The organism is Rubrivirga sp. SAORIC476, assembly GCF_002283555.1.
Taxonomy (GTDB): Bacteria; Bacteroidota; Rhodothermia; order Rhodothermales; family Rubricoccaceae; genus Rubrivirga.
The window spans coordinates 56,746-81,028 of sequence record NZ_MVOI01000006.1 but is presented as its reverse complement, the minus strand read 5'-3'; the positions used below and the strand labels follow the sequence as shown (position 1 = coordinate 81,028).

Genomic DNA, 24,283 nt, shown 5'->3' with positions numbered 1-24,283 from the left:
GCCCCCGATTTCTGATCCCTGATCCCTGATTCCGTGCCCGCTCCTCTCTACGTCAGCACGCGCGGCGGCGGCGACGCCGTCCCGTTCCGCGAGGCGCTCCTGGATGGCCTCGCGCCCGACGGCGGCCTCTACGTTCCCACCGAGATCCCCGTGCTCCCGGACGACTGGGCGAGTGCGTCCGACCGTGCGGCCCTCGGCGCGACGGTCCTGTCCGCATGGCTGCCCGAGGTGACCGACCTCGGAGCGCTGGTCGAGGACGCGCTCTCGTTCCCGATCCCGCTCGTCTCCCTCGGCGACGGCGTGCACGTGCTGGAGCTCTTCCACGGCCCGACGCTCTCGTTCAAGGACGTCGGCGCGCGGACGATGGCGCGGCTGATGGCGGACGCGCTCCAGGGCGAGGAGGTAACCATCCTGGCCGCCACGTCGGGCGACACCGGCAGCGCGGTCGCAGATGGGTTCGCGGGCGTGCCGGGCGTCCGCGTCGTGCTGCTCTACCCGAAAGGCGGCGTGAGCGACGTGCAGGAGCGCCAGCTCATCGTGGCGCGTGACGGCGTGCAGGCGCTCGCGGTGGAGGGCACCTTCGACGACTGCCAGCGGCTCGTCAAGGCGGCGTTCGCCGAGCGCGCGCCCGGCGACCGGCGCCTTTCGTCGGCCAACTCGATCAACATCGGGCGGCTGCTGCCGCAGATGCTCTACACCACCTGGGCGCTCCGCCAGCTCGGCGAGCCCGGCACGGTGGTCGTGCCGAGCGGCAACCTGGGCAACCTGACCGCCGCGACGATGGCAATGCGCGCGGGCCTGCCCGTCACCGGCTTCGTGGCCGCGCACAACGCCAACGACGGCTTCGTCCGCTTCCTCGACGGCGCCGACGCGCCCGCCTCGGCGTCCGTGCCGACGCTCTCGAACGCGATGGACGTGGGCGTGCCGAGCAACCTCGAACGCCTCCGGTCGCTGTTCTCCGACGCCGACCTCCGCGCGCTCGTCCACGGCGAGACTGTCACGGACCACGAGACGCTGGCAGCCATGCGCCGCGTCCACGACGAGACGGGCTACGTCGCTGACCCCCACACGGCGGTCGGGCTGGAAGCCATCCGCCGCCGCCGCGCCGACGGCGTCTCCGGACCGATGGTGGTCCTGTCGACCGCGCACCCGGCCAAGTTTCCCGACGCCGTCGCCGAGGCGACCGGAGTCACGCCCTCGGCCCCGCCTCGGCTCGCGCGCCTGCGGGAGGCTCCCACCGCCGTCGATACGATCCCGGCCGAGCTGGACGCGCTGCGGCGGTACATCTGATGGGCGGACTCGGGCAGAGGCGCATCGCGATAGCCCCCTGCGGCTAGCTCGCCCCGATGGCTCGAAGGCGCCGCCGCGTCCGAGTGAAGCGCCACGCGCCGTAGGCCCCGACGACGACGGAGAGCGGGAGCGCCGCGCCGCCGATCACAGCCGCCCAGGCCGCGTCGACGAAGTGGAGCAGCGTCAGGCCGCCCGCCACCAGTGCGAGCGCGGTGCGGAGGTAGGCGAGCAGGGTCCGCTCGTTGGCGAGGACGGTCCGGTCGAGGGCCAGCTGGTCGCGGAGCGTCAGGTCGGCCTCGGGGACGGTGGCGTAGGGAGGCATGAAGTCAGGAGGTGGACAGGTTCGAAGGCTGGCACGTTGGGACGGCGGGGGGTGGGCCGAGTCGAGGCAGAGCGCCTGCCGACCTTCCCACGTTCGAACCGTCCTCAGTACAGCCCCACCGGGTCCACGTCGAGATTGACCCGGTGGCCGGAAGGAAGTGAGACACGCGCCTCGGCCGCCCGCACCATCGACGCGAGCACCGAGGCGGGCAGGGTGCGGGGCGTCTTGACGAGGATCTGGAACCGCCACCACCGCTTGACGCGCCCGATGAGCGCGGGGACCGGGCCGAGAACCTCGACCCCGGCGACCTTGCCCGCCTCGGTGACGAGTGCGTCGCCCCAGCGCCCGGCGAGCTGGCGCGTCGACCCCTCGTGTGGGCCTTTCAACTCGACCCCGATCAGGCGGCCGTAGGGCGGGTAGCCGAGGGCGAGGCGCTCGGCCAGCTCGCCGAGGGCGAAGCCGTGGAAGTCGTGCCGGAGGGCGAACTGGAGGGCCGGGTGCTCCGGGTTGCGCGTCTGGATCAGCACCTCGCCCTCCAGCTCGTGGCGCCCGGCGCGGCCCGCGACCTGCGCGAGCAGCTGGAACGTCCGCTCGGCGGCGCGAAAGTCGGGCAGCAGCATCCCCGTGTCCGCCTCGACGACGCCGACGAGCGTGACGCGCGGGAAATCGAGCCCCTTCGCGACCATCTGCGTGCCGAGCAGGATGTCGGCGTCGCCCCGGCCGAAGGCGTCCAGAATGCGGCGGTGGGCGCCCTTCCGTGAGGTCGTGTCGAGGTCCATCCGCAGGACGCGAGCCGCAGGGAAGACCTCGGCGATCTCCTCTTCGACGCGCTGCGTGCCCGCGCCGAGCTGGCGGAGGTCGTCGGAGCCGCACTCGGGGCAGGGGCGGGGGATGCGCTCGGCGCGTCCGCAGTAGTGACAGCGGAGGTTCCGGCCCGTCTTGTGGACCGTCAGCGAGACGGCGCAGTCGCGGCACGTCGGGGTCCACCCGCAGTCCTCGCAGGTCAGGACCGGCGCGTAGCCGCGGCGGTTCTGGAGCAGGATCGTCTGCTCGCCCTTCGCCAGCCGGTCGGCGATGGCGAGGCGGAGCTCGTGCGACAGCGCACCTTTGAGGCGGCGCACCTTCTTCTCGCGCGCGAGGTCGAGGACGCGGACCGGCGGCAGCGGCGCGGGCGCCCGGGTGGTCCCGTCGGGGCCGCGGACGGGCACGCGCTCGGGCATCTCCAGGCGCGTGTACTTGCCCGCGTTGGCGTTGGCGACGGACTCCATCGACGGGGTCGCCGAGCCGAGCACGCAGACGGCGCCCGCGCGGTGGGCCCGCATGACCGCCACGTCGCGGGCGTGGTAGCGCGGCGCCGGGTCGAACTGCTTGTAGCTCGACTCGTGCTCCTCGTCGACCACGATCAACCCGAGGTTCTCCAGCGGCGCGAAGACGGCCGAGCGCGGGCCGATGACGATGGGGTAGACGCCGTCGCGGATGCGCGTCCACGCGTCGAGCCGCTCGCCCGGGCTCATGCGGCTGTGCAGGACCGCCACGCGGTCGCCGAAGTGGGCGCGGAAGCGGCGGACCGTCTGCGGCGTCAGCGCGATCTCGGGGACGAGCACGATGGCCGTCTCCCCCCGGTCCAGCGTGGCGCGGAGGGCGCGGAGGTAGACCTCCGTCTTGCCCGAGCCCGTGACGCCGTGCAGGAGGAACGTCTCCGCACGGTCCGCCTCGATGGCGCTGACGATGGCCGCCAGCGCGGCTGTCTGCGCCGGGTGCAGGTCCAGCGCCTCCGCCGGGGCGACCGCCTCCGCGTCCATGCCGTCCGCTCGGCGCTCGACCTCGGCGTCGAACGCCTCCACGAGCCCTCGCTCGACCAGCCCCTTGACCGTACTGCTGGTGGCGCCGGTCGCCGCGAGCGCCTCGGCCTGGAGCACGACCTCACCCGCCTCGGTGAGGTGGTCGAGGAGGGCGCGCTGCTTGGCGCCGCGCAGCGCAGCCCCCTCTGCGCCGTCGCCGAGGCGGAGGTGACGGGCGGTCTTGGCCGTCACGGCGGCGTCCTGCACCTCGTGGTCGATGCGCAACACACCAGCCGCCTCCATTCGCCGGAGCAGGTTCTGGGGGACCGACTTGCGCCCGAGCACGTCGGCCAGCGCGGCGACGGGGAGGCCGGTGCCGTTGGCCTCGGCGAGGGCACGGAGGAGCTTGCGCCCGCGCGGGTCGTCCGGCCAGGCGTCGGCCGGGGCGAGGGCGTGGGCGACGCGGTGGCTCTCGACGCCGGTGCCGCTCGGCAGCGCCGCCTTGACGGCCTCGCCCCACGCGCACAGGTAGTAGTCGGCGACCCACTTCGTGAGGCCCAGCAACTCGGACGTGAGCGCAGGCCGCGCGTCGAGCACGTCGTGGAGCGGCTTCAGCTTGTCGTCACTGCCCTCGACCCGCTCGGCGACGACGCCGGTGATCTGGCGCCGCCCGAATGGGACGAGCACGCGGGCACCGGGCACGGCCTCGTCGGCCATCGCCTCCGGCACGCGGTACGTGTAGACGCCGTCAACGGGGGTGAGCGGGACGACGTGGGCGAGCGCGGGCATCCTGCAAGCTACCGAGGGCCGGGACCGTCCCCGCCCACCTCGGGGACTCTGCGGACCACCCGGCCGAGCCAGTCAGGCGCGGTGTCAGTCGGCGCGGCCGGCGTCGGGGTCCCAGCGGGCGGGGTTGTCGGCGATGTAGCGGCGGATGGCGTCGGCCTCCCGGCCGGTGCGGACGACGCGGTCGTGGAAGCTGCGCTGCCAGACGCGCGCATCGGGTGCCTGCCAGAGCCTCTTGATCGCATTCGTGACAGCACCCTTGTACCCGCGAACGACGGCACCGACCGATCCTGAAGGCGACTGGAAAGACCGCGGTGCCCCGTCGGTAGGGGCGTATTGCAATACGCCCCTACGCGATGACCCGTCATCGGCCCGGGGCGTGTCGTCCGGCACGACCCCGAACAACAGGTGCACGTGGTCCGGCATCACCACGAACGCATCCAGAACCACGCTCGGCCGCACCTCCGCCGTCCGAACCCGCGCGATCCGTCCCGCGACCGACAGCACCACCTCCCCATCCACAACGTCCCCGAAGAGCCGCTGGCGGCCGTGCGTGCAGACCGTGACGAAGTAGAGCCCAGCCCGGTAGTCGTGGGCCCTCAGGCGAACCGAGCGGCGATGGCGGCGCATGGCCTCATAGACCCGCAACCACGGAGACACCACCTCGCCCGCCTCGGCGACTCCGTCGGGGGAGCCACCGAGGCGGCCGGGGTCAGCCAACGAGGACGCGGACCGCACCACCGGGCTCGTCCAGCACGCGGACCGCAATCCCGGCCTGGCGGACGGCCTCGACGGCGAGCCGAGCGCGTGTGCCCAGGCCGCACGTCCGCAGCGCACCGCCGCCGGCCAGCGCCAGCGGGACGACGAGCGCGGGCACCGCCTCGGGCACGACCGGCGCGTCGCTCGCGAGGACCGCCCGCACGCGCCGCGCGAGGCGGGCCGCGACCTCCGTCGACGCCACGCCGGGGGCGCCGATCGCGCTCTGCACCGCCACGCCGTCGGTCGTCACGACCTCGGCCACGAGCGCGATGCCGGGACCGGAGGCCTCGACCGCGTCGAGGGCGACGACGAACGACGACCCGGCGAGCGCGTCCGCCGCCGCGGCCAGCGTCCGCCGCGCGACGCGAACCGGGAGTCCGGACACGACGGCCCGGACCCGCCGTCCCACCTCGGGGCCGCGCGTCTCCAGGCCGATTGCTGACAGCGCACCCGGCCGGATCTCGACCACCACCCGGCCGCCGCCGACGGGCGCGAAGCCGACCCGCTCGACGGTCACCCGCACGTCCGCGCCCATCCGGCACAAGACCGGGGCGACCGACTGACGGAGCGCCTCGGCGCCGAGTGACGCGACCGAGAACGTGGCGCCGTCGACCACCAGCCGGCTGGGGCCGTCGGCGACGAGCAACGCGGGCAGGACGGCCTCGATCACGCGCACGGCGCTCCCGCCCGCGCCGACAGCGACGCGGATCTCACCCGACCGGACAGCGCCCGGCCGGAACGTCAGCGCCGTCGAGCCGACGGTGTCGCCCTCGACCTCGGCCCCACACACGGCGGCCGCGGCGCGGACGACAGCGAGGTCAGGACGCAGCAGGCCCGGGCGCGCGGCCTCGGCCCGGAACCCATCGAGGCGCACCGACTGGCCGGTCGCCACCGAGGCGGCCAGCAGCGTGGGCAGGAACGCCGCGCCGACGTCGACGGGCGCGTGCGAGGGGACGTGAACAGCAGCCGTGCGGAGCATCGGACCGGGCAGAAACGGCCACGCCCCGGGGACTCGAACGCGCGAGTCGCCGGGGCGTGGCGGGGATCGGATCGCGCGTGTTCTGTCGCGCGATCGGGCCGGTCGTCTAGCCGGTGCTCGCGCAGCTCGTACCAAAGGGGCGGACATCGCCATTCGCCGACAGCTCGGGGAGCATCGGGAGGGCGGCGGTCGGCCAGATGGAATAGCGCTGAGCGGAGAGCACGAGAGACTGCGGAGTGCGACGACCGAGGATACGCCTCGGACCGGGGATCTGAACATCTGTCCCCGCCCGCCTCGGCACGGTCACCGAGGCGGGCGGGGTGCGACGAAGAGCATCAGGCGGCGCCGCGGTACTCGGTGTCGCCGTCCTTGACCACGAACCGCGCCCGGAGGCGGGCGACGGGCCGCGCCAACCCGGCCGTCTCGACCGACGCCAGGACCTCGTCGAAGTCCTTGTAGGCGGCGGGCGCCTCGTCGATCGGGTAGCGGCGGCAGTTGGTCAGGATGTCGGCGGCGTCGAACGACGCGTCCACCCGCTTCTGGTCGAGCGTCCGCTTGGCGTGGCGGCGGCCCATCTGGCGGCCCGCGCCGTGGTTGACGGAGTACAGCGACTGCTCCGCGCCGGGCTCGGCCACCATCACCGCGCTCCCGGCCTGGGGGTTGCCGGGGAGCAGGATCGGGTGGCCCACGTCCGCGAACGGCGTTCCGGCCAGGCCGGGGTGACCGGCCGGGAAGGCGCGTGTGGCCCCCTTGCGGTGGACCCACTGCGTCTGCCCGCCGACCTCCTCCTCCCGCGCGATGTTGTGCGAGATGAAGTAGACGAGGTCGCCGGTCGAGCCCGGGATCACCTCCTGGAAGGCCTCCAGCACGAGCGCGTTGATGAGCAGGTGGTTGAGCGTGGCGAAGTTGGCGCCGAGCGCCATGTAGTCGAGGTACGCATCCGCCTCGGGCGAGCCGAGCGGCGCGTAGACGAGGTTCTTGTCGCCCGCCGGGAACGGCGTGCTCCAGCGCGCGAAGTGGTCCTCCAGCATTCGGAAGCCGAGCTGAGCCAGCGTGTAGCCGAACCCGCGCGAGCCGCAGTGCGACAGGAATGCCACGCCGCCGTCGACCAGCCCGAAGGCGTCGGCCGTGGCCGCGTCCTCGACCGACACCGCTTCGCACTCGGCGAAGTGGTTGCCGCCGCCGTACGTCCCGAACTGGCGCAGCTTGGCGTCGACGTGCGGGAACGCGCCGGTCTCCTGGAGCTCGGTGAGGCGCGTCATGAGCGCGTCGCCCGTCCCGTCGTGGCCGACGTGCACGGCGTCCTCGCACCGCGTCGCCCAGTGGGCCGGAACGCCGAAGGCGTCCAGCACGGACGGCGTCGCGCCGCGCGTGACGGCCTCCCAGCCACTGACCGGATCGATCGTGCGGCCCTTGGGGACGGAGCGCTGGTTGCGCCCCGCGCCCGTCGGCGTGCGCGCCTGGATGGCGTCGATGAGCGCCCGGCGCGTCCGCTTGTCGTCCACGGCCTCGGCCGGGAGGTCGAGCCGGAGCAGGCTCATCGAGCACTTGATGTCCACGCCGACGGGGCCGGGGTAGACGTGCGTCGGCGAGGCCATCGCGCAGCCGACCGGCGCGCCGTAGCCGAAGTGGGCGTCCGGGTTGAGGACGACCGACGTGACGCCGGGCACCTCGCGGGCGTTCTGGGCCTGGGTGAGGCAGCCGGCCTCGAAGACGTCGCGGATGGCCTCGTTGCCGATGACGGTGATGGGCGTGAGCCGCTCGTCCCGCGCGGGCAGGATCGCGGTCGCGTCGCCGGTGGGGATGAGCGTGGGCGTGGACATGGGAGGGGGAATCGTGGAGGGAGGAAACGGATATCCGCGAGGACGACGAGGAGGCAGCGAGACGTGTCACGCATTTGACCACTCTGCCACGTCCCCGAAGAGACGGCGGGATTCGAACCCGCGAAGACGCACGTCATGGAGTCTCACCGGCATTCGCCAGCGCGGAACAGGGCCGAGCACCCCGGAGGGCGACGAGGGGATGGCGGGACCAACGACGCTCTGTCCGCTGAGCTACATCCCGATGAGTCGGGATGGCCGGATTCGAACCGGCGACCTTCGGCTCCGTAGGCATGGAGTCCCACCGGCATTCGCCCGGAGGCGTGCTCGGAGATCGTGCCGCTCGCGCGGCGAAGCGTGTCGAGCCCGACGGGCGACGAGGGAGTGACGGGACGGAGCCGAGTGCTCTACCACTGAGCTACTGCGCCGGGGCGCAGGCGGGAATCGAACCCGCGACCTCTTGGGTGCATGGAGTCCCGTCGGCATTCGCCCGAAGACGTGCTCGACGAGGAGGACCGCCCGCGCGGCGACGAGGGATGACCGGACGAGGGACTGAGCTACTCGCCCCGAGGGGCGGGCGGGAGTTGAACCCGCGACCTCCACCCGAGGGTGGCGCTCTAACGTGGAGTCCGGTCGGTATTCGCCGCTGGCGATCGAAGAGGGCGGTGACGAGGAGGGACGTGACATCTCCGCCGAGGCGGAGCGGGACTCGAACCCGTAGCGCCGGAGCGCCTTGACCATGTAGTCAGCGTCGGCATTCACCGCGGAAGGGGGCGAAGACGAGGGGATGCGTGACCTCCCCGCGGGGCGGGGCCGGGGCTCGAACCCGTCGCGCCGAAGCGCTTTGCCATGGAGTCACGCAGGCATTCTCCGCCGAGAGGCGGCCCGAGGCGGACGAGGCGTGCGGGGACGTAGCCGTTGCCGGCCACCGATTCACAGTCGATGGAGTCCGCCGCGGCATTCCGCCGGGCCGTGGGATCAGGTCATGGGAAGATGGGAAATGAGGGAAGCGGACGAGGAGGGCGGGGACGGGTGGTCATGCGAGCGAGCATGGAGTCCACGGCGGCATTCCGCCTCGGGCAGTCTGTGGAAGGAGTCGGGAGCGCCGGGTGGGTCCGGGAGGAGACCGAGGCGGCGCGGGGGACGAGGCGTTCGGGTCGGCCCCCTCCTCCTGCACACGAGGAGGGGGCCACGGAATCGTCGGGCGTCAGATCGAGATCGCCTCGATCTGGCCGACCCAGTGGTCGGCGCCGAGCGTCCCGGCGGCGAAGGCCGCCACGACCTCGAACACGCGGTCCGAGAAGCCGCCGACGTGGAGCACGTCCGCGCGGGGCGCGGCCTGGACCGTCCGGTGCGGCTGCATGTCGAGGCAGACCAGCTTGGCGCCCGGGTTGCGGGCCTTCAGCCGGTTCCACTCGCGCATGGTGCCCGTTCCGTAGCGCGGGTTGCCCGCGTCGACCCAGGACTCGTTGTCGGAGACCAGGAAGACGAGGTCGACCTCGGCGGTCTCGGCGTTGAGCCGGGCCAGCGGGGCCGAGCAGTCGGTCCCGCCGCCCCCGACGGCGGCCAGCTTGGCGGCGTTCGTCAGGACGGAGTCCCGGCCGTTCAGCGCCACGTCCACGACGCGGGTCTCGAAGGGCAGCACGCGGGCAGACGGGTTGGTCCGCAGCACGGAGGCCGCGACGAGCGCCGCCACGTCGATGCACCGCACCGCCGAGGTCGCGCCGCGCCGGTAGCCGGTGACCGGCGACAACATCGACCCGGACACGTCCGGGCAGACGACGACGCGGCCGCCGAGGCTCGGCACGTTCCCGATGGCGACCTCCATGGCGTCCTGCAGCGCCTCCTTCACGACGTGGGGCACGTCGGCGGAGACCTGGCGGTAGGCCATGAAGAGCTGGTACGGGAAGGCGCGCGCGCGCCGGACGGACTCCGGGTCGGCCAGCCGCATCGCGACCGTCTCGGCCACGCCGGGCTCGGCGAAGGCGCCGTGCCGCGCGAAGGCGTTGAGGTTCATCCGGGTGGCGTGCCAGGGTGCCGTCCGCGCGATCTCGGCCCAGACGGCCCGCTCCGTCGCGGGGTCGAAGGGCAGCGAGGCGAGCATCTGGAACGGAACGTCCGGGATGGTGCCGTCGGCGGCGGCCCGGGCCGGGTCGGCCTTGGTCGCCTCGTACGCCCGGACGATCTCCGGCAGGTCGTCGGCCACGTGGTCGCGACCGATCAGGTAGCCGTAGAGCGCGCGACGGGCGTCCGTCGTCGGCCGCGGGTGGACCATCTTGACGATATCCGCCAGCGACGGCGTGGTGCCGACCGACGCCCGGAAGAGCGACGCGTCCGATCGACCGGCGAGCCAGTCCCGGACCATCCGCTTGGGCGCCGAGCCGAGCGACTTCCGCCCGACCGCGCCGGAGCGCAGGATCTGGACGAACGTCCGCAGCATCCGGCCCGAGTCGATGACGCGGGGGAAGACGCGCTCCAGAAGGGCCGTGTCGCGGGTCGCCAGGTGGGCGGCCAGCAAGGCGGGCATGTCCTTCATGTAGCCCTGCTCCCGCGCCGCGACGGCGACCCGGGCGACGTACTCGACGTCGACCTGGGCGGCCAGCGCGAGCACCTCGTCGAGCTGCGTCTCGGCCGACGCGTAGAACGTCGGCGTGAGGCAGCCGGTGGCGGCCAGCTGGGCGAGCGCCGCGCGGGGCGACAGTGCATAGGCCGGGGCGGCTTCGTGGTTGCGGGCGTCAGCGGGCGGCGTCAGCAAGCCGCGCAGCGTCTGGAAGAGCGTGGTGTTCATGGCATTCCCCGGCTGGTGAAGTCGTCGGGGACGCTCACCGTCATTGAAAGCACCGTGCCAGATCGTGATGGCGGAAGAAAATCGCCCCTCCCAGTCAGGAATCGTGCATTGGGACGAACGGGGACGTTTGTCGACGCCCCGGCTGCGTCGACACCTCGCGCGTGGTTTATCATTCTCGCGCGTCAGATGGAGCTGCGTCGAGCTCGCTTCGTGGTGCCCCCAATGCGCGACTCGCCCCTCTCGGCCTCCCCCGCTGAGGGAGGAGCCGCGTTCGGGACGGAAGCGTCCTCTCGTTCAACCCCACCCGCCTCGGCCCCGAGGCGGATCTCCTCACCCAGCCCGTTTCCATGCCCACCGTCGCCTTCGGCCTCGTCGGCTCCACGCTCGACCGGGGCGGCCCGGACGAGGCCGCGCGCTGGAACCGCTGGCGGCCCAGCGTCGCCCTCGCGCAGCAGCCTGACCTGCTCCTCGACCGCTACGAGCTGATCTACCAGCCGCCGGTCCAGGCCCTCGCCGAGTTGGTCGCCCAGGACATCCAGATGGTCGCGCCCGAGACCGAGGTGCGCCTGCACCGGGTCCCGCTGGCCGACCCGTGGGACTTCGAGGAGGTCTACGCCACGCTCCACGACGTGGTCGCCGACTACCCGTTCGACCCCGAGGCCGAGGACTACCTCGTCCACCTGTCGACGGGCACGCACGTGGTCCAGATTTGCCTCTTCCTGCTCACCGAGGCGCGCTACCTGCCGGGGCGGCTCGTGCAGACCGCACCCGCCAAGCGCCCGAGGCGGAAGGGGGACCCGCGCGACCCCGTCGGCACGCACCGCATCATCGACCTCGACCTGTCGACCTACGACCGGATCGCGTCACGCGAGGCGCAGCGGCACGAGGACACGCGGCAGTTCCTGAAGTCGGGCATCGAGACGCGCAACGGCGCCTTCAACGCGCTCATCGACGAGGTGGAGCGAGTGGCCCTCAACTCGCGCGCGCCGATCCTGCTCAACGGGCCGACCGGCGCGGGCAAGAGCCGCCTCGCGCGGCGCATCTACGAGCTGCGCAAGGCGCGCGCCCAGCTGGCGGGGCCGTTCGTCGAGATCAACTGCGCCACGCTCCGTGGCGACGCCGCGGCCTCGGCGTTGTTCGGACACGTCAAGGGCGCGTTCACGGGCGCCGTCGCCGCCCGGCCCGGCCTGCTGCGCGCGGCCGACGGCGGGATCCTGTTCCTGGACGAGATCGGCGAACTGGGGCTCGACGAGCAGGCCATGCTGCTCCGGGCGCTGGAGGAGAAGGCGTTCCTCCCCATCGGCGCCGACAGCGACGCCCGGAGCGACTTCCAGCTGATCGCGGGCACCAACCGCGACCTGCGCGAGGCCGTCTCGGCGGGCACGTTCCGCGACGACCTGCTCGCGCGCATCGACCTGTGGACCTACGAGCTGCCCGGCCTGGCCGACCGCCGGGAGGACATCGAGCCGAACCTGGACTACGAACTGGCGCGGTTCGAGCGGGAGAACGGTCGGCAGGTTCGCTTCTCGTCGCCCGCCCGCGCCCGCTTCCTCCGCTTCGCGCTCTCGCCCGAGGCGGCGTGGACGGCCAACTTCCGCGACCTCAACGCCGCCGTGACCCGCATGGCGACACTCGCGCCCGGCGGCCGCATCACCGAGGAGACGGTCGACGCCGAGGCGGGCCGTCTCCGCCGCCACTGGCGCGGGGCCGACCGCACCGAGGACGACGCCCTCCTGGCCGAGGTCCTGGATACCGAGGCGGTGGCCGGACTCGACCGCTTCGTCTGCGTCCAGCTAGCCGACGTGGTCCGCGTGTGCCGCCAGTCGCGGTCGCTCTCCGACGCCGGCCGGACGCTCTTCGCCGAGTCGCGCAAGCGCCGCAAGCGCGTCAACGACGCCGACCGCCTGCGGAAGTACCTCGCGACGTTCGACCTGAGCTGGGACGACGTGCGGGGGGACTGAGCCTCCTCTCTACCGGCAGAGCCCGTCGTGCCAGTCCTGCACGCCGCGGCGGGGCTGGCAGCGGACCTGCCGCCCGGCGGCGACCAGCTCCCAGGTGTCGCCGTAGGGCGCGTAGGTCAGACGGAGCCGCTCGTCGCGGACCGAGTCGTCGCGGAGGCGGAGCGCCGTCACCAGGGCCACGGCCTCGTACGAGGTCTCGGACAGGATCTCGACCTGGACCTCGGCCGCGTCGAGGCGGTCGGCCAAGGCCTCGGCGGCGACGCGGGGCGAGGAGCCTGCGTTCATCGTGTCCATCAGATCCTCGGCGGGCGCGAACACCCCGAGGTCGCCGCCGGTCGACGGTGCGCGCACGGGGCCTGTGGGCAGCGGCTGGAGGCCGCCGACCAGCGCCACGCCCTCCTCGAACGGCAGCGGGCGGCACCCGCCGTCCGTGTCGCTGATGAACAGGATGCCCGTCCCGTCCAGCATGATGATGTCCGACACGACCGTGCCCAATCCCCAGACCTGCGCGCTCGTCGCGCCGGGGTCGTCGGCGGCCTCGTAGACGCGCGTCGTGACGCCGACCGACGCGATGCGGACCGGGGCAGAGACGAGCGGCCACTCGGGGCCGCCCAGCCCCTCATTGGTGCCGGTCAGCTCGAAGCAGGCGCCATCGGCGCGGCGGTAGTCGAGCGTGTAGCTGCCGTAGGCCCCGTCGGTCTCGGCCTCGAAGCCGTCGAGTACGAAGTCGCCCACGTCGTCCGGGATGAGGACGGGAAAGCCGAGGCCGCGGAGGGCGGCGAGTTCGTCCGCGTCGAGGCCGTGGGTGGCGGCGGGTGCGTCCGCCTCGGGCGGAGTGCCGAGGTCGGGCGGAGCGGCGCAGGCGGCGAGAACGAGAAGCGGGAGGAGGAGCAGGCGCCCCGCAGGCGGGATCATCGACATGGTGTGGTGGGGTCTCCGGGTCGGGTCTACGCACACACCCAGCCGCCGGTGCCTACGCTCGCGTCACGGTGGCCTCGCGGAAGGCCGCGACGTTGTCTGCCACGTCGCCGCGAAAGACCGCGCTGCCCGCCACGATCACGTCCGCCCCCGCCTCGGTGAGGCTGCGGACGTTGGCCGGCGTGACGCCGCCGTCGACCTCGATCAGCGCCCGGCTGCCGCTCCCGGCGAGCAGCTGGCGGCACCGCCGCACCTTGCCGACCGAGCCCTCGATGAACGCCTGCCCCCCGAAGCCGGGGTTGACCGACATGATGAGCACGAGGTCGAGGTCGGGCGCGATCTCCTCAAGCGTGACCAACGGCGTCGCCGGGTTGACGGCGACGCCCGCTCGGCAGCCGAGCGCGTGGATGGCCTGGACTGTCCGGTGGAGGTGTGGGCAGGCTTCTTCGTGGACCGTGATGAGGTCTGCGCCCACCGCCGCGAAGTCTTCCAGGTAGCGGTCCGGCTCCTCAATCATCAGGTGGACGTCGAACGGCGTGTTCGTCTCCTCGACGAGCGTCTTGAGGCCGCGCATGACCGGGGCGCCGAACGAGATGTTGGGCACGAAGTGGCCGTCCATCACATCGATGTGGAGCCAGTCGGCCCCGGCGTCGAGGGCCTCGCGGGCGTGAGCGGCGAGGCGGCCGAAGTCGGCGGCGAGGACGGAGGGGGCGAGGATCATGGGCTCAGCGAGGGCGTCCGGCGAAGCTACCGAGGCGCGCGGGCGCGCCACCGGAAGAACGCCCCGCCCGCGCCCGCCAACGCCACGCCGACCGACTGGAAGAGCGGCACCGCCAGTGCCACCGAGCCGCTCCGCGGCCCCGGCGCGATCCAGTACGCCATCGCGTACAGCCCGACGGCGAAGAACATGGCCAGCACAAGGCCGCCGAACACGACCGCCTCGGCCTCGAACACGCCCGACACCCACCGCGCCAGCGCCACGAACGCGACGTACGGCAGCAGCGCGATCATCACGACCGCGGCGACGGACTGCCACGGCCGCTCGCCCGCCGTCAGGAACACGACGAGCACGGTCGCCACGACCGCCCCTGTGGCGACGAAACGGGTCAGGCGGGCGAGGTCGCCAGGGAGGGGAGCGGGCATCGGAAACGAAAACGGGCGGGGCCCAGAAAGCTAGGCCCCGCCCGGGTGCGGACGGCGTGATTCCGGCCTCGGCGTCCCCGAGGCGGGAGGGCTCAGCCCACGCGGCGAGGCGCCGTGCGGCGGAGCGTGTCCATGTGCCACGGCGTCGTGCGGACGCGCGTGGCGGAGGCGCCCCAGAACGAGGCCTGCCAACGGTGGGCAGCCGCGCCGAGGCCCGCGAGCAGAGGAAGACGAAGCATCAGGGTGGGATCGATGTCGGTGGGAGACATGAACGCGCTCGTCCCGGCTCGTTGCACACGAACCGACCGACGCGCGGCGGATTCACGGCGCGTCTGCGTCTCCTCCACAGGCCGAGCGGAGGGCCGCGACGCTACACCGCGAGGATGCCAACGACGGCCACGACGGCAGCGAGGCCCGTCGCCAGCGCGACGCGGACGGGACGGTCCTGCATCGGCGGGTGGACGAAGAAATCGAAGAGGGCCGGGAAGCGGAGACGGGTGGTCATCGGGGTGCGGGGTTGGGATGTCTCTCCAACGACTCGCCCCTCCTTCCGTTGGCCCCCTTCGCTTCCGGAAGCGCTTGCCTCACAACCGCTTAACAGCGAAGCGCTTCCCGAACCGCTTCCGTCCTACACGGCCCACCGCGCCTTCTCGCCGCCTCTGTCTCCCCCACGCACGCCCTCTACAGAGGCCGCACGGGGTCTCCACCGAATCGCGCTTCAGGGCCCGGTCAGGCTGGGATGAGGCCCTGCTGACGGGCGTACTCGAACACGCCGCCCGCCTCCAGGATGGCTGCTACGTCGCCGAGCGGCTGGAGCGCCCAGCTCTCGCCGGTCGTCACATTCGTGAACGTGCCCGCCTTCGTGTCCAACTCCACCTCGTCGCCGGTGCGGACCTTGTCGTTCAGGGCCTCCGGCGACTCGAACGGCGCCAGGAAGCCGCCGTCGACGGCGTTGCGGTAGAAGATGCGCGCGTAGCTCTCCGCCACGACCGCCTCGATGCCCGCCTCGCGGAGCGCGAACGGCGCGTGCTCGCGGCTGGAGCCGCAGCCAAAGTTTCCGCCACCCACGATCACGGCGTACTCGCTCCGGTGTTCGCCCTCGGCCACGAACGGGACGTTCCCCTCCGGCAGGCCCGCTTGCTCCGGCGGCACCGACGAGAGCGCGTAGGTGCCGTAGAGCTTCCGCTCCTCGGGGTCGGTGAGGCTGTAGACGAGGTGCTGGGCCGGGATGATCTGGTCCGTGTCGACGTGGTCGCCGAGCACGTAGGCCTTGCCGCGGATGAAGTCGTTCATGGTCGGGGTGTCCGCCTCGGGCGCGCCGCCGAGGCGGGCGGTGTCAGGCGACGAGCACGTCGCGGGGATCGGTGATGACGCCGGACAGCGCCGAGGCGGCCGTCGTGAGCGCCGAGGCGAGGTAGACGGCCGACTGCTTGGAGCCCATCCGGCCGGGGTAGTTGCGGTTGGTCGTCGAGATCACGACCTCGTCGCCGTGCGTCCGGCCGAACGTGTCGACGGGGCCGCCGAGGCAGGCGGCGCAGGACGAGAGGCCGATCTTGGCGCCGGCCGCCTCGAAGATGCTTGCCAGCGTCTCGCCGTCGACCTCCTTCGTCCACAGCGCCTTTCGGACGTCGGTCGTGGCCGGGACGACGTACGTGTCCACCTTGACCTCCTGGCCCTTCAGGATTTTGGCCGCGGCCACGAAGTCCTCCAGCTTGCCGCCGGTGCAGGACCCGATGTAGGCGCGGTCGAGTTTCGTTCCGGCGACCTCGGAGACGGGCGCCTTGTTGTCCGGCGCGTGCGGCTTGGCGACGAGCGGCTCCATCGTGCTCACGTCGTAGACGCGCTCGGAGTGGAAACGGGCGTCCGGCGAGGTGTAGACCGGCGAGAAGGCGCGGTCCGTCCGGGCGCGCGTGTAGTCCATCGTCTTGGCGTCCGGCTGGATGATGCCGTTCTTGCCGCCCGCCTCGATGGCCATGTTGCAGAGCGTCATCCGCTCCTCGACCGAGAGGTCGTAGACGGCCTGCCCATCGAACTCCATCGCTCGGTACGTCGCGCCGTCCGTCCCGATGTCACCGATGACGGCCAGGATCAGGTCCTTGGCCATCAGGTAGGGCGGCAGCTCGCCCTCGAACACGAACCGCATCGACTCGGGCACCTTGACCCAGATCTTGCCCGTCCCCATGATGAGCGCCGCGTCGGTGTTGCCGATGCCGGTCGAGAACAGCCCGAAGGCGCCCGACGTGCAGGTGTGGCTGTCGGTGCCGAAGAGCGTCGTGCCGGGCCGGTTGAAGCCTTCTTCCGCCAGCGCCATGTGGCAGACGCCCTTGTAGCGGTCGCCGCCCACGTCGTAGTAGTGCGGCAGGTCCTGCTCGGCGGCGAAGGCGCGCAGGATCTGGATGTTGCGGTGCGCGTGCTGGTCCGCCGTAAAGATGTAGTGATCGGGGATGATCGCCAGTCCCTCCTTGTCCCACACCTTGGCGTCGCGGCCGAACTCGCGCTGGAAGATCTCGATGGTCGGCGGCCCGCAGACATCGTGCGTCATGAGGGTGTCGACGTCGATCCAGACGGTCTCGCCCGGGCTCACGCGGTCCCGCCCGGCGTGCTGGGCGAGGATGGCTTCGGTGATGGTCATGGGGCCTCGTGGCGTGGTACGTGCTGCGTGGCGGGCGCTCGTGCGGAAGCACACGCGACACGCAAAAGGGCGGTCGTCAGGTTACGCCGTCACGGTGGGGGTGGCGGCCTCGGTGGCGCCGTCGCCGGAGTTCGCCTTCGGCTTGAGCCAGCCCATCATGCCGCGGAGCTTCTTGCCGATGGTCTCGATGGGGTGCGCCTCGGAGGCGGCCCGCATCTCGGCCAGCTTGGTGCCGCCGTCGGCCTGGTCGGCGATGAACTCGCGGGCGAAGGCGCCCGACTGGATCTCACCCAGGACCTTCTTCATCTCGCCCTTCACAGCGTCCGTGATGACGCGGTTGCCGATGGCGTGGCCGCCGTACTCGGCCGTGTCCGAGACGGAGTAGTTCATCCGCTCTAGGCCGCCCTCGTAGTAGAGGTCGACGATCAGCTTGAGCTCGTGGAGGCACTCGAAGTAGGCCAGCTCAGCCGGGTAGCCCGCCTCGACGAGGGTCTCGAAGCCCGCCTTGATGAGCGCCTCCGAGCCACCGCACAGGACCGCCTGCTCGCCGAAGAGGTCGGTCTCGGTCTCGTCCTTGAACGTCGTCTCGATGACGCCCGCGTGCGTGCCGCCGATGGCGTCGGCGTAGCTCAGCGCCAGGTCGAGCGCGCCGCCGGTCGCATCCTGGTGGATGGCGACGAGGCACGGCACGCCGCCGCCCTCGGTGTAGACGCGCCGCACCAGGTGGCCCGGCGACTTCGGCGCGACCAGAAACACGTCGACGCCCTCGGGCGGCGCGACCTGGTCGTAGTGGACCGAGAAGCCGTGGCCCACGGCCAGCGCCTTGCCGGGCGTCAGGTGCTCTTTGATCGAGCCCTCGTAGACGGCCTTGTGGTGCTGGTCGGGCACGAGCAGCATGATCACGTCGCCACGCTCGGCGGCCTCGGCCGGGGAGACGACCTCCAGCCCGGCCGCCCGCGCCTCGTCGGCCGACGCCGAGCCCTCGCGGAGCCCGACGACCACGTCGACGCCGCTGTCGCGGAGGTTGAGGGAGTGGGCGTGGCCCTGACTGCCGTAGCCGATCACGGCGACGGTCTTGGAGCGGATGACGGCCGGGTCGGCCTCGTAGTGGACGGTCATGTTAGAGAGTCGGGGGTACAGGATCAGGGGACGGGAGGGCACCCGCAGGGGCGCCGGTGGCGCGCCCTCGTGTCGGTCCGTCTCGGGGCCGAGGCGGCGACGGTCAGGGGAGCGACAGGTGCCGCTGTCGATGGAGGACGAGGCGACCCGAGCGGGCGACCTCGAGGAGGCCGTGCTCGCTGACGACCTCGATGAAGGCGTCGACCTCGGAGGCCGTGCCGGTCACCTCGACCGTCACCGCCTCGCGGTCGGCATGGACGACGCTGGCGCCCAGGCCGCGGACGAGCTCCAGCAGGCCGGAGCGCTCGGCGGCTGTCGCGGCCAGCTTGGCGAGGCACAGCTCGCGCTCGACGACCGGCTCGCCAGGCACGAACTCGTCGAGCGCCAGCACGTCGAGCAGCTGGCGCACCAGGCGGACCGCCTGGCGGACCTGCCGCCGCGTGCCCGTCGTGACGACGGTCAGCCGCGACGTGGTCGGGTCCTCGGTCGTGCCGACGGAGACGCTGTCGAGGTTCAGGTTGCGCGCCGAGAACAGGTTGACGACGCGGTTGAGCGCGCCGGCATGGTTCTCGATCAGGATCGAGAGGACGTGCGTCTGCGGGTCCTCGGGCGCGTCGTGGAGGACGGTCTCGCCGTTGGCGCGCTTGCGCAGGAGCTGCTGCTGGGTGAACGTGGTCATGGGGATCAGGCGTCCTCGCCGGGCCACCGGCGCAGGATCATGTTGTCGGTCGCCGCGCCGGCCGGGACCATGGGGAAGACCATCTCCTGGTGGGGGACGACGAACTCGATCAGCGCCGGGCGGTCCGTGACGGCCCAGGCCGCCTCGATGGCCGCGTCGGCCTCGGCGGGCGTCGACGCGCGGAAGGCCGCGCACCCGAAGGCCTCGGCGAGCGCCACGAAGTCCGGGTTGGTGTCCGAGAGGTCGGTGTGGCTGTAGCGCTCGGCGTGGAACAGCTCCTGCCACTGGCGCACCATCCCGAGGCGGCTGTTGTTGATGATGGCCACCTTGATGGGCAGCCCGTGCGCCCTCGCCACGCCCAGCTCCTGCATGTTCATCAGGAAGCCGCCGTCGCCGTTGATGGAGACCACGACGGCGTCGGTGCCGCGCAGGCCGAAGGCCGCGCCGATGGCGGCCGGGAAGCCGAAGCCCATCGTGCCGAGACCGCCCGACGTGATGTGGCTCCGCGTGCGGCCGAAGCCGAAGTGCTGGGCCGACCACATCTGGTGCTGGCCGACGTCGGTGGTGAGCACGCCCGTGTCGCCCGCCTTCGCGCCTAGCTTGCGGATCGCCTCGACGGCGCCGAGCGGCCCGTCCGGGTCGCCCGGGGGCGTCCGCATCTCGGGCTCCGCCTGCTGGCGCCACGCGTCGATGGTCGCGAGCCAGGAGGCCGTGTCCTTGGGCTCCAGCAGCGGCGCGATCTGGCCGAGCACCGTCCCCACGTCGCCCAGGATGGCGCAGTCGGCGTAGACGTTCTTCGAGACGCACGACGGGTCGATCTCGATGTGGATCACCTCGGCGTGGGGGGCCCACGCCTCGAGCTGGCCCGTCACGCGGTCGTCGAAGCGCGCGCCGACGGCGATCAGCAGGTCGCAGTTCTGGACGGCCATGTTGGCCCAGTACGTCCCGTGCATGCCCAGCATGCCGAGCGCAAGCTCGTCGGTCTCGGGGAAGGCGCCCAGGCCGTGGAGCGTCGTCGTGACCGGGATGCGGGTGTGGCGCGCGAGGTCGGTCAGCGCCTCGGTCGCGTTCGACGAGATCGTCCCGCCGCCGACGTAGAGCAACGGGCGCTCGGCGCCGCGGATCATGCCTGCCGCGCGCTCGATCTTCTCCGGCAGGCCGGCCGTCGGCACGGCGTATCCGCGCAGGTGGACCGACTCGGGGTACTCGAACGGCGCCTCCTCCACGAGGATGTCTTTGGGGAGGTCCACCACGACCGGACCCGGGCGGCCCGTCCGCGCAATGTGGTAGGCCGCCTTGATGGTCGGCGCGAGGTCGGCCGCCGAGCGCACCTGGAAGCTGTGCTTGGTGACCGACCGCGTCACGCCCATCGTGTCGACCTCCTGGAAGGCGTCGCCGCCGATCAGGGGGACCGAGACCTGGCCGGTGAACACGACGATCGGGACTGAGTCCAGCATGGCGTCGGCGATGCCGGTGACCGTGTTGGTGGCGCCCGGCCCGGAGGTCACGAGGACGGTGCCGACCTTGCCGGTCGCCTTGGCGTAGCCCTCCGCGGCGTGCGCCCCGGCCTGCTCGTGGCGGACCAGGATGTGCTCGAACGACGGCTGGATGCGGGCCAGCGCGTCGTAGATCTTGATGATGGCGCCGCCGGGGTGGCCGAACACGAACTCGACGCCCTCGGCCTCGAGGCTCTTGACGAAGATGTCGGCGCCGGTCAGGACGGGCGCCTCGGCCGCGGGCGCCGTGGCGGGCGTCGGCGTGGCGCGGTGGGCCGGCTTGGGTAGGGTTGCGGTGGACATGGGGAGGCTGGCAGGCACGCCAGCGGAGGGTGAAGCGGCGACGGGCAGCCGGATGGGCGGCCCGCCGGAACCATCAGGAGGCGAGGGGCTGGACCGACACCGTCGCGCCGTCGCCCGAGGCGGGCACGGCGGCCTCGGGGAGGCGGAGGATGGCGCCGTCGGAGGCGCTGGTCACGAAGTGGGCGTACCGGCCGAGCCAGCCGGACCGGATCTTGGGCACGAAGGCGGGCTTCGCCGCGAGGCGACGCGCGATCTCGGCCTCGTCCACGAGCAGGTCCATCGTGCCCGCCAGCACGTCGATGCGGATGCGGTCGCCGGGCTCGACGGCGCCGATGGGGCCACCCGACGCCGCCTCGGGCGAGGCATGGCCGATGGCGAGCCCGCGGGTCGCGCCCGAGAACCGCCCGTCGGTGATCATCGCCACCGACGCGTCCAGCCCCATGCCCACGAGCGCCGAGGTGGGGCCGAGCATCTCCGGCATCCCCGGCCCGCCCTTCGGGCCCTCGGTGCGGATCACGACCACCTCGCCCTTCTGGACCTCGCCGCCCAGGATGCCGTCGATGGCCTCCTCCTGCGACTCGAAGATCCTCGCGGGGCCCTCGAACGTCAGCATCTCCTCTTTGACCGCGCCGCTCTTGACGATGGCGCCCTCGGGCGCCAGGTTGCCGAACAGCACCGACAGGCCGCCGGTCGCGCGAAACGCCTTCTCGGCCGGACGGATGATCGCCGGGTTCTTGTTCTCGGCCGCCGCGATGGTGTCGCGCAGCGGCCCGGCGACCGTCGGGCGGTCAGGGTGGAGGCGCCCGACGGCGTCGAGTTCCTTGAGCAGCGCCGGGACGCCGCCCGCGGCCTCGACGTCCTCCATGTGGACGTCCGGCACCGACGGCGACACCTTGCACAGGTAGGGCGTCCGCGCGGAGACCTGGGCGATGCGGCGGAGATCGTACGGCACCTCGGCCTCGCGGGCCAGCGCCAGCAGGTGGAGCACCGTGTTGGTCGAGCCGCCCATCGCCATGTCGAGCGCGAAGGCGTCGTCGAGGGCGTCGGCGGTCACGATGTCGCGGGGCTTGAGGCCCTCGCCGACCAGCTCCACGACGCGGCGGGCGGCGGTCCGCGCCAGTTCGCGGCGGCGCGGGTCGGTGGCCAGGATCGAGCCGTTGTAGGGCAGCGCCAGCCCGAGCACCTCGGCCAGGCAGTTCATCGAGTTGGCCGTGAACATGCCCGAGCAGGAGCCGCAGGTCGGGCACGCGAGCGACTCGATCTGGAGCAGCTGCGCGTCGTCGATCTCGCCCGTCTGGTGACGGCCGACCCCCTCGAACACCGTCGACAGGTCGATGGCCTCGCCGTTGGGGAGCCGCCCCGCCGCCATCGGCCCGCCGGACACGAACACGACCGGGATGTTGATGCGCAGGGCGCCCATCAGCATGCCCGGCACGATCTTGTCGCAGTTGGGGATGCAGACGAGCCCGTCCAGGCAGTGCGCCTCGGCGACCGTCTCGACCGAGTCGGCGATGAGCTCGCGCGAGGGCAGCGAGTAGCGCATCCCGAGGTGACCCATCGCGATCCCGTCGTCCACGCCGATCGTGTTGAACTCGAACGGGACCCCGCCCGCCGCGCGGACGGCGTGCTTGACCACCTTGCCGAACGACTGCAGGTGGACGTGCCCCGGGATCAGGTCGATGTACGAGTTGCAGACGCCGATGAACGGCTTGTCGAAGTCCGCGTCGGACTCGATCTGGCCGGTCGCCCGGAGGAGGCTCCGGTGCGGCGCGCGCTCGAATCCGGCTTTGACGGTGTCGCTTCTCATGGGAGGGATGCGGGATGGAGGGAGGAGAGAGGGATGCGGGGCTCGGAATGGGCGTTCTGCGCACGCCGCATCCCGTATCCCTCCATCCCTCTAGGCGGCGTCGAACGACGCCATGATGCCGTCGGCGACGACCTCGCCTTCGCGGTGGTTGTCCTCGTCGAGGCCGTTGAGGGCGGCCACGTAGGCCTCGGCGGAGGCCCGGAGAATGTCGGTGCCGGTCGACTTGCCCTGCGCCATCGCGGGGCCGTCCGAGACCACGACGAGGGCCTCGCCCTGGGCGTCGGCGGCCTGCGTGAGCGCGCGGATGGAGTACGTCTCCAGGCGGTGAGGGCGGCCCGCAGCGCCGTCGAGGGCACGGTAGATCGCATCCACCGGACCGTCGCCGGTGGCCGTCTCGACGCGCAGGTCGCCGGTGGCGGCGTCGAGCAGCGTGACCTCGGCGTGGGGGCGCTCGCCGGTCCCCGTCGAGACGCTCAGGCTGACGAGCGCGAACCCGCTCGCGGGCACGTCGGCCGCGGGGTCGACGATGCGGAGCAGGTCGGCGTCGTAGACCTCGCGCTTCTGGTCGGCCAGCGTCACGAAGCGGTCGTAGACCGTCTCCCGGTCCGCGGCGGGGACCTCCACGCCCATCCGGTCGAGGCGGGCGAACAGGCCGTGGCGGCCCGAGTGGCGCCCGAGGCGGATGCCCTGCGCGTCGGCGCCGACATCCTCGGCGCGCATGATCTCGTACGTCGCGCGGTCCTTCAGCACGCCGTGCTGGTGGATGCCGGCCTCGTGGGCGAACGCGTTCGCCCCGACGATGGCCTTGTTGGGCGGCGGCGCGAAGCCGGTCACCACCGAGACCAGGCGGCTGGCCTCGCCGAGCAGGGTCGCGTCCAGCCCGTGCGAGACGCCGTAGTGGTCGGCCCGGACGCGGAGCGCCATCGCGACCTCCTCCAGGGGCGCGTTGCCCGCCCGCTCGCCGATGCCGTTGATGGTCACCTCGACCTGCCGCGCCCCCGCCTCGACGCCCGCGAGCGTGTTGGCGACCGCCAGCCCGAGGTCGTCGTGGCAGTGGGTGGACAGCCTCACGCCGGTCAGGTCGCAGCAGTCGGCGACGGCACGGAAGAGGGCGGCGTAGTCGGACGGCGTGCAGTAGCCGGTCGTGTCCGGGATGTTGATGGTCGTGGCGCCGGCCTCGACGGCGGCCGAGACGACCTCGCAGAGGAAGCCGTGGTCGGTGCGCCCGGCGTCCTCGGCGCTGAACTCGACGTCGGGCGTGTGGGCCCGGGCCTGCTGCACCGCCTCGGTGGCCATGCGGAGGACGCTGGCCCGCCGCTCGGCGTCGGTGGTCCCGAAGCGCGGCGCGCTGAACTTGGCCGCGATGTGGATGTCGCTCGTCGCGATGAAGGTGTGCAGGCGCGTGTTCGGGCCGCTGCCGAGCGCCTCGATGGCCGCGCGGATGTCGTTCTCGTGGGCCCGCGCGAGTGCGCAGACGACCGGCCCGGTGCCCCCGAGCATCTCGACGATGGCGCTGACGGCGTCGGCCTGCTGCGGCGAGGACACCGGGAAGCCCGCCTCGATCACGTCCACGCCCATCGCGGCGAGGATCCGCGCAACGCGGAGCTTGGCCGCGAGCGTCATCGCGGCGCCGGGCGACTGCTCGCCGTCGCGCAGGGTGGTATCGAACAGGACGACCCGGTCGGTGGGGGTGGACATCG

The 24,283-nt window shown here is 72.4% G+C and carries 20 protein-coding genes and 1 tRNA gene; 2 read left to right on the top strand and 19 right to left on the bottom strand.

Annotated features, from left to right (window positions below; translation table 11 throughout):
* Nucleotides 1–33: 33 nt before the first annotated feature.
* On the top strand, nt 34–1,290 hold the full coding sequence (thrC, locus tag B1759_RS11795) for a threonine synthase (RefSeq protein WP_198948838.1): 1,257 nt from the start codon (nt 34–36) through the stop codon (nt 1,288–1,290).
* A 43-nt stretch (nt 1,291–1,333) separates the two neighbouring features.
* On the opposite strand, the gene B1759_RS11790 is transcribed toward thrC, so the two are convergent.
* The 7 genes from B1759_RS11790 to B1759_RS11765 form a co-directional block, all read right to left on the bottom strand.
* On the bottom strand, nt 1,334–1,612 hold the full coding sequence (locus B1759_RS11790; RefSeq protein WP_095515280.1) for a DUF202 domain-containing protein: 279 nt from the start codon (nt 1,610–1,612) through the stop codon (nt 1,334–1,336).
* 104 nt (nt 1,613–1,716) lie between these two features.
* A complete protein-coding gene (gene priA, locus B1759_RS11785; RefSeq protein ID WP_095515279.1) occupies nt 1,717–4,182 on the bottom strand; it encodes a primosomal protein N' in 2,466 nt (821 codons plus the stop codon).
* Nucleotides 4,183–4,266: 84 nt separating this feature from the next.
* Nucleotides 4,267–4,809 (bottom strand): transposase, encoded by a 543-nt coding sequence (locus tag B1759_RS11780; protein ID WP_095515975.1) that lies wholly within the window; start codon nt 4,807–4,809, stop codon nt 4,267–4,269.
* Between the two features lie 82 nt (nt 4,810–4,891).
* Nucleotides 4,892–5,917, bottom strand: a complete 1,026-nt coding sequence (locus B1759_RS11775) for an RNA 3'-terminal phosphate cyclase (protein WP_158225229.1) — start codon at nt 5,915–5,917, stop codon at nt 4,892–4,894.
* 335 nt (nt 5,918–6,252) lie between these two features.
* Nucleotides 6,253–7,740: an RtcB family protein gene (locus B1759_RS11770; RefSeq protein ID WP_095515277.1), complete on the bottom strand. Its 1,488-nt coding sequence runs from the start codon at nt 7,738–7,740 to the stop codon at nt 6,253–6,255.
* Nucleotides 7,741–7,837: 97 nt separating this feature from the next.
* Nucleotides 7,838–7,981 (bottom strand) — tRNA-OTHER (locus B1759_RS19725).
* A 963-nt stretch (nt 7,982–8,944) separates the two neighbouring features.
* Complete coding sequence (locus B1759_RS11765; protein WP_095515276.1) at nt 8,945–10,525, bottom strand: TROVE domain-containing protein; 1,581 nt, start codon at nt 10,523–10,525, stop codon at nt 8,945–8,947.
* A 347-nt stretch (nt 10,526–10,872) separates the two neighbouring features.
* Here B1759_RS11765 and rtcR point away from each other — a divergent pair, with 347 nt between their 5' ends.
* Nucleotides 10,873–12,486 (top strand): RNA repair transcriptional activator RtcR, encoded by a 1,614-nt coding sequence (gene rtcR, locus B1759_RS11760; RefSeq protein WP_095515275.1) that lies wholly within the window; start codon nt 10,873–10,875, stop codon nt 12,484–12,486.
* Between the two features lie 9 nt (nt 12,487–12,495).
* Here rtcR and B1759_RS11755 read toward each other — a convergent pair whose 3' ends face one another.
* The 12 genes from B1759_RS11755 to B1759_RS11710 all read right to left on the bottom strand — a co-directional run bounded on the left by B1759_RS11755 (nt 12,496) and on the right by B1759_RS11710 (nt 24,281).
* On the bottom strand, nt 12,496–13,401 hold the full coding sequence (locus B1759_RS11755) for a hypothetical protein (protein WP_143537367.1): 906 nt from the start codon (nt 13,399–13,401) through the stop codon (nt 12,496–12,498).
* A 58-nt stretch (nt 13,402–13,459) separates the two neighbouring features.
* Nucleotides 13,460–14,125, bottom strand: coding sequence for a ribulose-phosphate 3-epimerase (gene rpe / locus B1759_RS11750; protein ID WP_095515273.1), 666 nt, complete (start codon nt 14,123–14,125; stop codon nt 13,460–13,462).
* 26 nt (nt 14,126–14,151) lie between these two features.
* Nucleotides 14,152–14,547, bottom strand: a complete 396-nt coding sequence (locus tag B1759_RS11745; RefSeq protein WP_095515272.1) for a hypothetical protein — start codon at nt 14,545–14,547, stop codon at nt 14,152–14,154.
* A gap of 92 nt (nt 14,548–14,639) precedes the next feature.
* On the bottom strand, nt 14,640–14,786 hold the full coding sequence (locus B1759_RS19720; RefSeq protein ID WP_158225228.1) for a hypothetical protein: 147 nt from the start codon (nt 14,784–14,786) through the stop codon (nt 14,640–14,642).
* 131 nt (nt 14,787–14,917) lie between these two features.
* Nucleotides 14,918–15,052, bottom strand: coding sequence for a hypothetical protein (locus B1759_RS20365; protein WP_255380509.1), 135 nt, complete (start codon nt 15,050–15,052; stop codon nt 14,918–14,920).
* Nucleotides 15,053–15,276: 224 nt separating this feature from the next.
* Complete coding sequence (locus B1759_RS11740) at nt 15,277–15,840, bottom strand: 3-isopropylmalate dehydratase (protein ID WP_095515271.1); 564 nt, start codon at nt 15,838–15,840, stop codon at nt 15,277–15,279.
* 43 nt (nt 15,841–15,883) lie between these two features.
* Nucleotides 15,884–17,179 carry an aconitase/3-isopropylmalate dehydratase large subunit family protein gene (locus B1759_RS11735; RefSeq protein ID WP_095515270.1) on the bottom strand — a complete coding sequence of 432 codons (1,296 nt, stop codon included), beginning with the start codon at nt 17,177–17,179 and terminating at the stop codon, nt 15,884–15,886.
* 81 nt (nt 17,180–17,260) lie between these two features.
* Nucleotides 17,261–18,298: a ketol-acid reductoisomerase gene (gene ilvC, locus B1759_RS11730; RefSeq protein WP_095515269.1), complete on the bottom strand. Its 1,038-nt coding sequence runs from the start codon at nt 18,296–18,298 to the stop codon at nt 17,261–17,263.
* A 103-nt stretch (nt 18,299–18,401) separates the two neighbouring features.
* A complete protein-coding gene (gene ilvN, locus B1759_RS11725) occupies nt 18,402–18,977 on the bottom strand; it encodes an acetolactate synthase small subunit (protein WP_143537366.1) in 576 nt (191 codons plus the stop codon).
* Between the two features lie 5 nt (nt 18,978–18,982).
* Complete coding sequence (gene ilvB, locus B1759_RS11720) at nt 18,983–20,776, bottom strand: biosynthetic-type acetolactate synthase large subunit (RefSeq protein WP_095515267.1); 1,794 nt, start codon at nt 20,774–20,776, stop codon at nt 18,983–18,985.
* Between the two features lie 73 nt (nt 20,777–20,849).
* On the bottom strand, nt 20,850–22,583 hold the full coding sequence (gene ilvD / locus B1759_RS11715) for a dihydroxy-acid dehydratase (protein WP_095515266.1): 1,734 nt from the start codon (nt 22,581–22,583) through the stop codon (nt 20,850–20,852).
* 90 nt (nt 22,584–22,673) lie between these two features.
* A complete protein-coding gene (locus tag B1759_RS11710; RefSeq protein WP_095515265.1) occupies nt 22,674–24,281 on the bottom strand; it encodes a 2-isopropylmalate synthase in 1,608 nt (535 codons plus the stop codon).
* Nucleotides 24,282–24,283 lie beyond the last annotated feature (2 nt).

Coding starts and splice junctions, on each gene's coding strand:
- B1759_RS11765 (WP_095515276.1), bottom strand. CDS start 10,525: ATGAACACCACGCTCTTCCAGACGCTGCGCGGCTTGCTGACGCCGCCC.
- B1759_RS11740 (WP_095515271.1), bottom strand. CDS start 15,840: ATGAACGACTTCATCCGCGGCAAGGCCTACGTGCTCGGCGACCACGTC.
- B1759_RS11780 (WP_095515975.1), bottom strand. CDS start 4,809: ATGCGCCGCCATCGCCGCTCGGTTCGCCTGAGGGCCCACGACTACCGG.
- B1759_RS20365 (WP_255380509.1), bottom strand. CDS start 15,052: ATGACCACCCGTCTCCGCTTCCCGGCCCTCTTCGATTTCTTCGTCCAC.
- ilvB (WP_095515267.1), bottom strand. CDS start 20,776: ATGTCCACCGCAACCCTACCCAAGCCGGCCCACCGCGCCACGCCGACG.
- ilvN (WP_143537366.1), bottom strand. CDS start 18,977: ATGACCACGTTCACCCAGCAGCAGCTCCTGCGCAAGCGCGCCAACGGC.
- ilvC (WP_095515269.1), bottom strand. CDS start 18,298: ATGACCGTCCACTACGAGGCCGACCCGGCCGTCATCCGCTCCAAGACC.
- B1759_RS11775 (WP_158225229.1), bottom strand. CDS start 5,917: ATGCTCCGCACGGCTGCTGTTCACGTCCCCTCGCACGCGCCCGTCGAC.
- B1759_RS11755 (WP_143537367.1), bottom strand. CDS start 13,401: ATGATCCCGCCTGCGGGGCGCCTGCTCCTCCTCCCGCTTCTCGTTCTC.
- B1759_RS11710 (WP_095515265.1), bottom strand. CDS start 24,281: ATGTCCACCCCCACCGACCGGGTCGTCCTGTTCGATACCACCCTGCGC.
- B1759_RS11735 (WP_095515270.1), bottom strand. CDS start 17,179: ATGACCATCACCGAAGCCATCCTCGCCCAGCACGCCGGGCGGGACCGC.
- rpe (WP_095515273.1), bottom strand. CDS start 14,125: ATGATCCTCGCCCCCTCCGTCCTCGCCGCCGACTTCGGCCGCCTCGCC.
- ilvD (WP_095515266.1), bottom strand. CDS start 22,583: ATGAGAAGCGACACCGTCAAAGCCGGATTCGAGCGCGCGCCGCACCGG.
- B1759_RS11770 (WP_095515277.1), bottom strand. CDS start 7,740: ATGTCCACGCCCACGCTCATCCCCACCGGCGACGCGACCGCGATCCTG.
- B1759_RS11745 (WP_095515272.1), bottom strand. CDS start 14,547: ATGCCCGCTCCCCTCCCTGGCGACCTCGCCCGCCTGACCCGTTTCGTC.
- priA (WP_095515279.1), bottom strand. CDS start 4,182: ATGCCCGCGCTCGCCCACGTCGTCCCGCTCACCCCCGTTGACGGCGTC.
- B1759_RS11790 (WP_095515280.1), bottom strand. CDS start 1,612: ATGCCTCCCTACGCCACCGTCCCCGAGGCCGACCTGACGCTCCGCGAC.
- B1759_RS19720 (WP_158225228.1), bottom strand. CDS start 14,786: ATGCTTCGTCTTCCTCTGCTCGCGGGCCTCGGCGCGGCTGCCCACCGT.
- rtcR (WP_095515275.1), top strand. CDS start 10,873: ATGCCCACCGTCGCCTTCGGCCTCGTCGGCTCCACGCTCGACCGGGGC.